The sequence below is a fragment of the Gordonia sp. NB41Y genome, from assembly GCF_030718915.1.
GTDB classification, from domain to species: domain Bacteria; phylum Actinomycetota; class Actinomycetes; order Mycobacteriales; family Mycobacteriaceae; genus Gordonia; species Gordonia desulfuricans.
Map to the genome: position 1 here is coordinate 4,781,564 of NZ_CP132196.1, position 12,129 is coordinate 4,793,692.

Sequence of the window (12,129 nt, forward strand, 5' to 3'; positions counted from 1 at the left end):
GGCAACTGATCCTTGACCGAGGAGACCCATGAGCACGCTGTCCGACGATCTGCAGACCCTGGCGCACGAGGCCTACGTCTATCTCTATCCGTTGGTGACGATGGACGTCACCCGGCGGGTGACGTGCGCGACGCCGGCCGGTGCGCGGCCTGCGTTCGGTCCACCGAACACTTTCCACCACATCCGTGCATTCCCCACCGCCGACTTCCGTGCGGTGGTGCGGCCGAACTTCGACACGCTCTACTCGTCGGCGTGGCTGGACCTCACCGCCGGGCCGGTACGGATCCACGTTCCCGACAGCGGCGACCGGTATTTCATGCTGCCGATGCTGGACATGTGGACCGACGTCTTCGCCAACCCCGGCAAGCGGACCACCGGGACCGGCGCCCAGGACTACCTCGTCGTCCCACCCGGGTGGGACGGTGAGGTCCCCGACGGTGCCGAACTCGTCACCTCGCCGACGCCGTATGCCTGGATCATCGGCCGCACCCAGACCAACGGGCCCCACGACTATGCGGCGGTCAACGCCTTCCAGGACGGACTGTCGGTCACCGAGATCGGCGGTGCCCGAGACGTTTCGGTGGATTCCGATCTCGGTCCCGACACCGAGCCGCTGGGATATGTGAACGCGATGAAGGCGGTGGACTTCTTCGGTTACGCCACAAGGCTTCTCGCGGTGAACCCGCCACATGCCACCGACTTCTCCCAGCTGGCGAGGCTGGGGCGGCTGGGGATCGGTGTCGGCCGGGACTTCGACGCGTCGGTGTTCGCCGACGCCGAACTCGAGCAGTTGCAGGCCGGTGCGGATGCGGCACTCCAGTCGTTGCGCACCGCTCCCGGCCTGCTCGCCCGACCCGCGAACGGATGGGGCATGCTGACCGGCGGGATGGGGGTCTACGGCAACTTCTACCTGCTGCGCGCCATGGTCACGCTGGTCGGGCTCGGGGCGAATCCGCCCGAGGACGCGATCTATCCGCTGCTGCTGGTCGATGCCGACGGCGACCAACCCGTGGGTGAGACCGACTACGTGCTGCACTTCGACGCCGACGCGCTCCCGCCGGTGTCGGCGTTCTGGTCGGTGACGATGTACGACGCGGACGGGTTCCAGGTCGCCAACGAGCTCGACCGCTTCGCCCTCGGCGACCGCGACCCCCTCGTCTATCACGACGACGGATCGCTGGACATCTACATCCAGCGCACCAATCCCGGTGGTCGGCGTGAGGCCAACTGGCTTCCGGCGGCAACCGGAGAACTGGGCATCACCCTGCGTCTCTACGCACCCCACGCCGCCGCGCTCGACGGACGGTGGCAGCCGCCCGCACTCGTGAAGTCGTAGCGATTCGGGGTTTGTGGGTGGCGGCGGGGGTCGGGTGTTCTCCTGGTTGTGGTCGCGTTTCGTGGTCGGGTGGGGGAGGTTTCGACTCGGGTCCTCGCCCTTCGGGCTCGGTCCCGGCTCAACCATCGTGGGGTGCTGGGTAATTGGTGCGTGGGTTGCTGGGTAATTGGTGGTTTGTGGAGCTTTGTGGAACCCGGTTTGGGCTCAACTATCCTGTGGTGCTGGGCAATTGGGTGTTGTGTCACGGTGATTGAGCCGACGAGGAGCGTAGCGACGAGGCGTGTCGAAATCTCCGCAGGCCGAAACTCGGAACGCGACCACGACCGCCGTGATCACCGCACCGCCGCGACCGGCAGAACATTCGCCGTCGCGCTGTGGTCCCGGCCGCGAAGAACTACCCTGATCCCCATGATCACCGGCCTGCATTCGCTGATCTATTGCGACGATCCGGAAGCCGCGCGTGCGTTCTTCCGGGACGTCCTGGGTTTTCCCGGCGTCGACACCGGTGGCGGGTGGCTGATCTTCTCGACCGGCCCGAGTGAGCTGGCCGCGCACCCGAGTTCGTGGGAGTACGAAGGACGGTCGGGTGGTACCGACCAGCGGTTCGACGTCTCGTTCATGTGTGACGACCTTGCCGTCACGATGAGCGAACTCGCCGCGAAAGGCGTCGAGTTCACCGGTGCGCCGGCCGAACAGCCGTGGGGTTACACGATCGGGGTCAAGGTACCCGGTGCAGGCGAGATCACGATCTACGAACCGAGATACGATCCGCCGCGCTGATATGAGGTGGCCGCACCTGACCGACGCTATCGTCCGCGGCGGGCTCCGGGAGTGTGGCCCAATGTGCGGTGATAGGTGTCGATGAAGGCGCTCGGGGTGGCCCAGCCGCAGAGGTGTGCGACATCGGTGACGGCCACGTCGTCGGCGAGCAGGATCAAGGCGCGGTGAAGCCGGACCTGGGTGCGCCACTGCGGATAGGTCAGACCGAGGTCGTCGCGGAACAGCCGGCTCAGGGTCCGCTCGCCGGCGCCGACCCGCCGACCGAGTTGGGCGAGTGAATATGACTGTGCGAGATCGTCGGTCACGATCGCGCACGCCTGCCTCAACCGCTCGTCGACGGGGCTGCGCAACCACAGCGCGGTCTCGCCACAGGGGCGTAACTGGTCGACGAGGACGGCGCGCAGGCGCAACCCCGCGTCGTCGAGCGGCTCGACGGCCTGTGAGCACGCGATGACGAGCTCGCGGACCAAGGCCGAGACTGCGACCACCTGCGGTCCGTCGTCGGGGAACGGATTCACATCGGGATCGAATGCCACACAGTGGAACTCGGTACGACCGAAGAATCGGTGCTCATGCCACGAGTGGGCGGGGACCCAGATGGCCCGATCCGACGGGGCGACCCAGGTGCCGGCGTCGGTGGTGACCTCCACCAGCCCGCTTCCCGGATACACCAGCTGATGACGCGCATGATGGTGCCGGGCGATGCGATGTCCGCCCGGATGCCGCTCCACGGCGGTCACCGTCGGCGACAACGTGCCGTCGTCCGACGCGGCATCGGCCTGGCGGGTATTCGACATAAGTTGTCACTTTATCGGAAGTGGACACCCGGGATGGGGTTCTAGCGTGTGATCCATGAGTTCGACGACGATCCGCACCGCCCTGGACCGAGAGGGCGTCGGAATATGGAAACGAATGCGGCACTGGATGATCGCGCATGCGGTCGATGACTTCTATCAGGGCCTGGTGCCGGCCTCGATCCCGTTTTTCGTCCTCGACCGCGGATACAGTTACACCGCGGCGTCGGGGCTCGCACTGGCCGCCACGCTCGGGTCGTCGCTGCCGCAGCCGTTCATCGGAGTGATCGCCGACCGTCGTCGGATGCTCTGGCTCGCCCCGGGCGGGCTGGCGGTGGCGGGCATCGCCGCCGGGCTCTCCGGTCTGATGCCCACCTACGTCGCCGTATGGCTGCTGCTGTTGCTGTCGGGGTTGGGAGTGGCCGCATTCCATCCGGCCGCCGGTCGCGACGCCCGACGTGATGCGGCCGGAAGTGCGACGGGCATGAGCCTGTTCGCGGCCGGTGGCAGCGTCGGATTCTTCCTCGCCCCCGCGCTGGTCACCCCGGCCCTGGTGCATCTGGGTGTCGGCGCCACCGCACTGTTCATCCCGCCCGCGGTGCTGATGGCGGTCATCCTGATGCGCCATCAGCAGCGGCGTGAGGTGGTGCACGCCGCCGCGGCGAGCGCGGGCGGCCGGGATCGCTGGGTGGCGTTCTCGGTGCTGACCTCGCTGGAGGTGGTGCGCTCGATCATCTTCTTCGGCATGAACACCTTCTTGGCGCTCTTCTGGATTCGGCACCACGGCGCATCGGCGACGATGGGCGGTGTGGCGCTGACCGTCTTCCTCGGGGGCGGCGTGCTGGGCACGATGCTGGGTGGTCGGCTGGCCGACCGGATCGGGGAAGTGCGTGTGGTGCAACTGGGTTCGATCATGGCGATCCCGGCGCTGGTGCTGGTGCGGGTGGTCCCGGAGCCGTGGCTGGGCGTCGTGGTCACCGCACTGTGCGGAATCGCGATCAACATCCCGTTCGGTGTGTTGGTGAAGCTCGGGCAGGACTATCTGCCGTCACGGCCGGGGACGGCAGCAGGGGTCACCCTCGGACTCGCCGTGACCGTCGGCGGACTGTTCGCCCCGGTACTCGGTGCGATCGCCGACCGCTCGGGACCGGAGACGGTGCTGACCGTGCTGTGCGTGATTCCCGTCGTGGCAGTGGTGCTCAGCGCGATGCTGCCGTCGCCGGACACGACCTAGTAGGTGCGGATGTCGGCGGCCGGTCGGGGTAGATGCGGCCGGTCGGTGGTGAGGGTGAACCGGACGGTGCCGCGTCCGGTGCGCACCGTGCGGGCGAACCCGCTCTGGTTCTCACCCAGGCCCGGTAGGTTGCCGGTCGCCGGGCCGCTCACCGTGCCGTGCGCGCCGGTCGTGAGGTTGTGCCATCCGATGGTGGCGGTGACCGAACACGGCCGACCCGTTCCGGAGATCCCGAAGAACCCGCCGGCGACGGCGAACTCGACCGCGTCGGGGTGTTGCGGTGTGGTGTGGGCGAATGCCGTCACCACACCGCCGCAGGCGGGACCGTAGGCCACCGACGGCAGGTCGGTGATCCGCGCATCCCGACCGCCGGGGACGTACGGATCGGCCTGTGCCACGGCGACACCCGCACCGCTGCCGAGCGCCAGCGCGACGCCGAGCACCGCCACACGTATCGACACACATCCACCACGCGAGAGGCGGGATCGGCCGGTCGTCATGGGTTTCTCCTCTCGCCGGGATCGTCGTGTGCTCATCGGGAACATCGTGTGAGCGGGGGCACATCGTTACCCCAGGGGCCGCTGCGCACCGACGTCGTACCCGGGTCGATGCGCAGTGCTCAGTGCTGTTCCTCCACGTCGCGGGAATCGGTGAGCGTCATCGCGCCGACGGCGACCACGACGGTGATCAGTGCCGCCATCAGCAGGTAGGTGATGCGTTCGCCGTGGAAGAACGACTGCACCAGATCCGAGTCCCAGGCCCCGTCCGGCAGCACCGCGGTGACCAGTGCGGCGATGGCGGTTCCGACCACCGCGGTCCCGACGCTGGTGCCGACCTCCTGCGCGGTGTCGTTGAGTGCGGCGCCCACCGAGGTGCGGTTCTCCGGCATGCCCGAGATCAGGGCGACCGCACCGATGGTCATCACCGTGCGCAGCCCGATGGTGAAGGTCACCATGAACACCGCGATCGGCAGGTAGCCGTGATCGGTCGACCAGCCGATACCGGCCAGGGAACCACCGAGCAGCACCGCCGAGATCAGGCAGGCGACGCGGTGACCGAACCGCTTGCCCATCCACTCCGAGAGCGGGGTGGCCACGACCATGGTGATGATCAGCGGCAGATTCGCGAGTCCGGCCTTCATCGGACTCCACCCGTAGGCGTACTGGAAGTGCAGGATCAGACCGAACATCACGCCCGCCATCGCGATCGACGTCCCGATCTGGGCGATCGCCGCCCCGCGCACGGTGCCGTTGCGGAAGACCGACAGGTCCAGCATGGGCTGGTCGGTTCGGCGTTCGTGCCAGATGAACAGTGCGACCGCGACGATCGCCGCGGCCAGCGAGCCGAGGGCGGCCGGCGACGTCCAGCCCTGTTGGACACCGGCGGTCAGGGTGTAGCAGGCGAAGCCGATACCGAGGATCGACAGCAGTGCGCCGGGCAGGTCCAGCCGATCGTCGGTGAGGTCCGCCGGATCGTCGGGCGCCACGCCCTTGCGGACACCGAACCAGGCGAGCAAGGCGATCGGTGCGTTGACCAGCAGCAGCCATTCCCACCCGACGTGCGCCAGGGCGGTGCCGCCGAGCAGCGGGCCCAGGATGAAACCGCTCATGCCGACGACGATCATCACCGTGATCGCCCGCATCCGCAGGGTGTCGGTGTCGAAGAGCCGGAACACCAGCGAGTTGGTCACCGGCGCCATCGCCGCGGCGGCCACACCGAGCGCGGCACGCAGGGCGATGAGCTCGCCGGTCGAGTGCACCCAGATCACGCCGATGCTGATCAGGCCGAACGCGGCCAGCCCCCACAGCAGCACCCGGCGCCGGCCGAGGCGGTCGGCGGCCGAGCCGGCCGTCAGCAGCAATCCGCCGAAGGTCAGCGAGTACACGCCGGTCACCCATTGCAGGGCCAGGGTCCCGCCGCCGAGATCGCGGCCGATGGTCGGCAGCGCGATGCTCAGCAGGGTGTTGTCGACCATCTCGACGAAGAAGGCCAGGCAGAGCGCGGTCATCGGTATCCATGCGGCCCGCAGCGACGTGTAGGTGCGCGTGGTCGCGGAGTTCTCGAGTGTCGTCATGGTCCACCTCCCTTTCTATCGAACGTTGTTCGGTAATCGAACACTGTACGAGAATAGAACGGTGTTCGATGATTGCGCAAGGGGGCATGATGGAAGCCATGACGAAGACCGACGACACCGCGCGGCCGGCCCGGACGAGGCGCCGTGCCTCGCATTCGATGGAGGCGGTCATCTCCACCGCCGTCGACATGCTCGACGAGGCCGGCGAGTCGGCGTTGACCTTCCGATCGCTCGCCCAGCGCCTCGGCGGGGGCGTGGCCAGCATCTATTGGTATGTCGCGAACAAAGAAGAACTGCTCGACCGGGCCACCGACCACGTGCTCGCCGGGGTCGTCGCCGACACCGAGGCCTTCACCGGCGACGCCGCCGATCCGATCGAGAACCTACGGTCGATCGGACACACGCTCTTCGACGCCGTCGCCGACCGGCCGTGGCTGGGTGCCTACCTGGCCGCCGACGCCGATTCGCGGCCGAACGGGGTGGCGCTCTTCGAGCGGATCGGCGCCCAGGTCATGCGTCTGGGGATGGGGCCGACGGAGACCTTCCACGCGGCCTCGGCCATCTTGAGCTTCGTCATCGGCACCGCTGCCGATCTCGGCCAGCAACCGCCGCCGCAGGAGGTGGTCGACGGATCGGTCAGCCGGGAGGAGTTCCTGGCCCGCTACGCCGACCGGTGGCGGGCCAGCGACCCGGAGCAGTTCCCGTTCCTGCACTTCGTCGCCGACCGCTTCGCCACGCACGACGACGCCGCACAGTTCCGCGCGGGGCTGGACATGCTGCTGGCCGGGCTGCGACTGGAGGCCGGTCGATGACCGGTGTCACGGCGACTTTGGGATGGCCGGAGCGGCAGGGGATTGCGTCTCGTCCTGTCTGATATCGGTTCGAGCGCAGCGTGTCTCAGCCGTGGCGACGGCGATACGCCGCGACCGCCCCGGCGTGCAGCGGTACCGAACCGGTGACGATCAGCGATTGGCGGTCGAGGAACTGGCTGCCGATCGCCTGGGCGGGCACCAGCTCGGCGGCGCGGTCGATCAGCAGGTCGACGATGCCACCCACCGCGTCGTCGGACACGGTGTCGGCCGCCAGCAGCAGGTTGGCCAGTCCCACGGTGGCGACCCCCGGGTGCTCGCCGTAGGTGTTCGCCCGGATCGGCACCCGCTCGTAGACCGGTCCGTATGTCCGTTGCAGACGGTCCACGGTCTCGGACAGGTCGATCAGCCGGATGGGCACGGGCGGATCGACGAACGTCGGGGTGGGGATGCCGCCGGCCCACAGCACCGCGTCGACGTCGCCGGTGGCGAGCCGACGCGCGGCTTCCTGGATCGGCAACTGGACCCGCTCGACCGCACCGGGTCCGCCCAGGCCGGCGGCCGCGAGGATGCGATCGGAGGTGAGGGTGGACCCCGATCCCGGTGCGCCCACACTGATCCGGGTGCCCCGCAGATCGTCGACGGTCCGGATCGGGGAGTCGGTGCGGACCGCGAGCTGCATGTAGTTCTCGTAGACCCGACCCACCGCGGCGTAGCGGACACCGGCGGCGTGGTCGCCGATCACCGTGTCGGACAAGGACAATGCGAGATCGGCGTTCCCGTTCCGGAGCAGTTGCAGGTTGGCCGCCGAGCCGCCGGTCTCGTTCGGGGCGACCCGCACCGAGCCGGTCTGTGCGGCCGCCTGCGCGAGCAGCGAGCCGAACTCGGCGAAGAATCCGCCGGGCTCACCGGTGGCCATCCGCAGGGTGACCGTGTCCGCGGTGGAGCAGCCCGCGGTGGTGGCGCCCACCGCGACAGCGCAGACGGCGCCCGCGGCGAGCCCGAGGAATCCGCGTCGATCGATCATCGTTGGTTCTCCGGTGGGTCGTCGTAGCGTGCGACGGGCAGGATCAGGTCGACGACGAGGCCCGTCGGGTCACCGGCGTGCAGTTCGAGTCGACCGCCGATGGTCCGCACGAGCGTCGCCGCGATGGACAGTCCGAGCCCGGTGCCCGAGCCCTCGGCCGTGGTGCCGCGATAGAACCGCTCGGTGAGCCGCTCGAGGTCGGCGGCGGGCACGCCCACGCCGTCGTCGCGATAGGACACCCGGACCTCGGCGCCCGCGGTTCCCTGCACGTCGGCGTCCACGCTGATCGTCGCCGCCTGCCCGGCATACCGAAGCGAGTTGCTCAGCAGGACGTCGAGGACCTGACCGAGCCGGTCGCCGGACATCTGCACCGGCACGTCGAGCCCCTCGCCGACGACGAGGACCATCTCGTTGTCGGCCAGCGCGGCCGACCAGGCGTCGGCGCGGTCGGCGACGACGGTGGCGGGCGTACACACCGCTTCCGCCTCGTCCCCGTCGCCGTGCGCCGGGACCTCGGCGGTGGCCAGGGACAGCAGACCGTCGAGGATCTCTCCGAGGCGATCGACCTCGGCGGTGGCGCGGCGGTGGGTCTCGCGGGCGGACTCGGGCACCGACGGACCCAGGGTGTCGAGCCGGATCTGCAGGGCGGCCAGCGGATTACGGAGTTTGTGCGCGGTGTCGGCGACCAGCTGCCGTTGCGCGTCGACCGAGGAGCGGACCGCCGACGACATGGTGTCGAAGGCGCGGGACAGGGCCCGGACCTCCGGTGGGCCGTGGTGGTCGGCCGCGGCCGGCCGGACAAGAACCGCCCCCGGTGTGGTGGGGACCTGGTCGGTGAGCTCGCCGACCCGCAGGGTGAGACGTTCGAGTGGCCGGGCGATCCACCGCGACAGCGCGGCGGCGAGCGCGGCCACCACGAGCAGTGCGACGACGGCGCCCGCCGCGATGACGATCCAGTCGTTGCGGATGTCACGTCGCGCCGCGGCGGTGGACACCTGCAAGACGACCGCCCCGTCGACCTGGGTGCCGCTGCCCACCGGCGTCGCGATCAGCTGATACTCGTCCGACACCGGTGTGAGCCGGCCTCCCACACTGCGCCGCTGATTGCGTAGAGCGGATGAGATCGCCTCGGCGACAGAGGGATCGGTGGGGTCCAGGCCCGATGATGCCCGGATCTCGCCGCGGGAGTCGACAACGAGTACACCCTCGCCGTACAACTCTCGGTAGCGGTCGAGTTCACTTTGCAGCGGGGAGCCGGAACCGGGCTCGCGGCCGGCGACCGCCGCGAAATACGACGCGTCGGCGCTGCGGGCCAGTCCGAGGTCGCGGGTGCGGGCCGCCGACGTGGCCGACGCCAACGGCAGGGCGAACGCGACGATCGCGAACGCCGAGAAGCACAGCAGCACCGCCAGAATCCGGCGCCGCATTCAGCTACCCCACCGGTAGCCGAAGCCCCGGATGGTCGAGATCAGTCCGGGCCGACCGAGTTTCGCGCGCAGGCCGGTCATGTGCACGTCCAGGGAGCGGGAGATGGCGACATAGGCATCACCCCACACCGCATCCATCAGGTGCTGGCGGCTCACCGCCGTGCCGGGCCGTTCGGCGAGGGCGGCGAGGAGTTCGAATTCCTTGGCGGTCAACGACACCGGCTCGCCACCGACCTCCACGGTGCGCGCATCGAGATCGACCACGACGTCGCCTTCCCGGACCACCCGCACGGCTTGCTGGTCGGGCCGTCGGCGGCGGGACACGACGTCGATCCGTGCGAGCAGCTCGGGCATCCGGGCCGGTTTGACCAGATAGTCGTCGGCGCCGCCGCGTAGCCCCCGGACGATCGAGCGTTCGTCGTTGCGTGCGGTGAGCACCACCACCGGAACGTCGCTGACGGCCCGCAGCTGCCGAAGCACCTGCAGGCCGTCTGCGTCGGGGAGGCCCAGATCGAGCAGGACCAGGTCGGCGGTGCGGTGCCCGAGGAGCAGATCGGCTCCGCGACGCATCCGCTCGGGCTGGTGACCGTAGGCGGTCAGGGCGTCGACGAGCGCGTCACCGACTCCGTCGTCGTCCTCGACCACCGCGATCCGCACGGCCGATCCTTCCGTTCGATCAACGAGTGACGAGCTGCTGCTCGTCGGCCGGTTCGGTCTCGTCGCGGCCGTCCGCGTCGAGTGCCGAGTGCACCGAGGTCTCCCGCATGAACACGTAGGTGATCAGCGAGATCGCGATGCAACCGCTCACATAGTAGAAGAACAGGCTCTCATGCCCGATGTTCTTCAGGCCCAGTGCGACGAACTCGACGGTGCCGCCGAAGATCGCCTGGGTCAGCGCGTAGGGCAGGCCGACGCCCAGTGCCCGGACCTTTGCGGGGAACAGTTCGGTCTTGACGATGGCGTTCACCGAGGTGTAGCCGGTGACCAGGAGCAGACCGGCCATCATCAGGCCGAAGGCGGCGAACGGGTTGGCGGTCCCGCCGAGCAGCGTGAGGATCGGCACCGTCAGTACCGTGCCGCCGACACCGAAGTAGATGAGCAGCTTGCGGCGCCCGATGCGGTCGGACAGTCCGCCGGCGAGCGGCTGCACCACCATGAAGATGAACAGGGCGACGAAGTTGATCCATGCCACCGTCGACTTCTCGATGCCGGAGGTGTTGATCATGTACTTCTGCATGTAGGTCGTATAGGTGTAGAAGGCCACGCTGCCGCCGAGGGTCAGCGCGAAGACCAGCGCACATTCCCGCTTGTACTGCATCAGGACGCGCAGCGATCCACGCTGGGCCTTCTGTGCCTTCGCGCCACCCGCGGCGGCGTCGACGGCATCGGAGGCGGCGAGCTTGGTGAACGACTCGGACTCGTCCATGCCGCGGCGCAGCCACATCACCACGATTGCTCCCAGCGCGCCGATCACGAACGGGATGCGCCAGCCCCACGCTTCCATCGCGTCGGCCGACAACACGTTCTGCAGCACGATCTGGATACCGAGGGCGATCAACTGGCCTGACACCAGCGTCACGTACTGGAAGCTCGAGTAGAAGCCGCGACGTCCCTTGGTGGCGACCTCGGACATGTACGTCGCACTGGTCGCATACTCACCGCCGACCGAGAGTCCCTGGAGCAGTCGGGCCAGCACCAGCATCATCGGTGCCGCGACGCCGATCGTGTCGTAGCCGGGCGTGAGCGCGATGATCAGCGAACCGCAGGCCATCACCGTCACCGAGACGGTCAGTGCCGTGCGGCGGCCGTAGCGGTCGGCGAAGGCACCCATCATCCAGCCGCCGAGGGGGCGCATGAGGAAACCCACCGCGAAGACCGCGGCGGTGGACAGCAATTGCGCGGTGGTATCCCCCGCGGGGAAGAACGCATGCGCGAAGTACACCGAGAACGCCGCGTAGACGTACCAGTCGTACCATTCGATCAGATTGCCGATCGAACCCTTCAAGATGTTGTTGACGACCCGCCGTTCACCGGTCCGCGTGCTGGCCATGTGGGGCTCCCTTCAATGGTCTGGATCACGCCTGACATTCAGGGTGTCGGTAACCACATCGGGTGGGAACAGTCCCGGACGCTTCCTAACAGTCCCTTAGGGAAGTCGTGGTTCGGTGCGCGTGCTCAGTGCCGGCAGCCCTTGAGGGTCTGGAAGTCTCCGCCGAAGGCGAAACCGGGGCCGGTGCAGACAGGGGCGTTCTTACCGTCGATGACGACCGACGCATCGGGGCCGGCGATCCCGATGGCGAGGCCCGGCCTGATGCCGGTCATGTGCACCGAGGCACCCGGTCCGAGGGCGATGGCCGCGGGTCCGGCGAGGTTGGTGGCCGTGGACCGGGCGACACCGCCGTTGTCGGCGACCGCCAGGCTCAGCCCATCGGGACTCGACTGGGCCGAGCAGTCGGACTGCTGGGTGGTCTGTCCGGGTAGACCCGAACACACCTGGGGTGCGGCGTCGGCCTGGCCGGCGCCGACGACGATTGCTCCGGCTCCGGCCGCGGCGATGAAGAATCCGACGGTTGTGCGCTTGGCAGTGATCATGATGGCTCTCCTGCTCGGTGGGGCGGTAAGGGTTACCGCCTCCAGCCATTCGGAGG

At 68.6% G+C, this 12,129-nt stretch carries 12 protein-coding genes; 4 read left to right on the forward strand and 8 right to left on the reverse strand.

The annotated features are described in order from the left end of the window. Nucleotides 1-28 precede the first annotated feature (28 nt). Both Q9K23_RS20660 and Q9K23_RS20665 read left to right on the forward strand, forming a co-directional pair. Complete coding sequence (locus Q9K23_RS20660) at nt 29-1,336, forward strand: DUF1254 domain-containing protein (RefSeq protein ID WP_020790570.1); 1,308 nt, start codon at nt 29-31, stop codon at nt 1,334-1,336. Nucleotides 1,337-1,744: 408 nt separating this feature from the next. Beyond that, entirely contained in the window at nt 1,745-2,116 is a 372-nt protein-coding gene (locus Q9K23_RS20665; protein ID WP_053778732.1) for a VOC family protein, read from the forward strand. Between the two features lie 26 nt (nt 2,117-2,142). Here the strand turns inward: Q9K23_RS20665 and Q9K23_RS20670 are convergent, their stop codons facing one another. Next, the gene (locus Q9K23_RS20670; protein WP_053778731.1) at nt 2,143-2,913 is read right to left on the reverse strand and encodes a helix-turn-helix transcriptional regulator; all 771 of its coding nucleotides are present in this window, start codon (nt 2,911-2,913) and stop codon (nt 2,143-2,145) included. 55 nt (nt 2,914-2,968) lie between these two features. Here Q9K23_RS20670 and Q9K23_RS20675 point away from each other — a divergent pair, with 55 nt between their 5' ends. Further along, nucleotides 2,969-4,144, forward strand: coding sequence for an MFS transporter (locus Q9K23_RS20675; protein ID WP_020793119.1), 1,176 nt, complete (start codon nt 2,969-2,971; stop codon nt 4,142-4,144). Here Q9K23_RS20675 and Q9K23_RS20680 read toward each other — a convergent pair. After that, on the reverse strand, nt 4,141-4,644 hold the full coding sequence (locus Q9K23_RS20680) for a hypothetical protein (RefSeq protein WP_152972929.1): 504 nt from the start codon (nt 4,642-4,644) through the stop codon (nt 4,141-4,143). The genes Q9K23_RS20675 and Q9K23_RS20680 overlap by 4 nt on opposite strands. Nucleotides 4,645-4,763: 119 nt before the next feature. Further along, nucleotides 4,764-6,218 (reverse strand): MFS transporter, encoded by a 1,455-nt coding sequence (locus tag Q9K23_RS20685; RefSeq protein WP_053778728.1) that lies wholly within the window; start codon nt 6,216-6,218, stop codon nt 4,764-4,766. 98 nt (nt 6,219-6,316) lie between these two features. Here Q9K23_RS20685 and Q9K23_RS20690 point away from each other — a divergent pair, with 98 nt between their 5' ends. Next, nucleotides 6,317-7,030, forward strand: coding sequence for a TetR/AcrR family transcriptional regulator C-terminal domain-containing protein (locus Q9K23_RS20690; RefSeq protein WP_053778740.1), 714 nt, complete (start codon nt 6,317-6,319; stop codon nt 7,028-7,030). An 85-nt stretch (nt 7,031-7,115) separates the two neighbouring features. Here Q9K23_RS20690 and Q9K23_RS20695 read toward each other — a convergent pair whose 3' ends face one another. From Q9K23_RS20695 to Q9K23_RS20715, 5 genes are all read right to left on the reverse strand, one after another. After that, nucleotides 7,116-8,054, reverse strand: coding sequence for a TAXI family TRAP transporter solute-binding subunit (locus Q9K23_RS20695; RefSeq protein WP_053778727.1), 939 nt, complete (start codon nt 8,052-8,054; stop codon nt 7,116-7,118). Continuing rightward, nucleotides 8,051-9,481, reverse strand: a complete 1,431-nt coding sequence (locus tag Q9K23_RS20700) for a HAMP domain-containing sensor histidine kinase (protein ID WP_053778726.1) — start codon at nt 9,479-9,481, stop codon at nt 8,051-8,053. The genes Q9K23_RS20695 and Q9K23_RS20700 overlap by 4 nt, the downstream gene beginning before the upstream one ends. Further along, entirely contained in the window at nt 9,482-10,138 is a 657-nt protein-coding gene (locus Q9K23_RS20705; protein ID WP_020789604.1) for a response regulator transcription factor, read from the reverse strand. It abuts the gene before it with no gap. A gap of 19 nt (nt 10,139-10,157) precedes the next feature. Beyond that, nucleotides 10,158-11,531: an MFS transporter gene (locus Q9K23_RS20710; RefSeq protein ID WP_020789611.1), complete on the reverse strand. Its 1,374-nt coding sequence runs from the start codon at nt 11,529-11,531 to the stop codon at nt 10,158-10,160. Nucleotides 11,532-11,656: 125 nt separating this feature from the next. Then, the gene (locus Q9K23_RS20715) at nt 11,657-12,073 is read right to left on the reverse strand and encodes a DUF6764 family protein (protein ID WP_020789605.1); all 417 of its coding nucleotides are present in this window, start codon (nt 12,071-12,073) and stop codon (nt 11,657-11,659) included. Nucleotides 12,074-12,129: the final 56 nt, after the last annotated feature.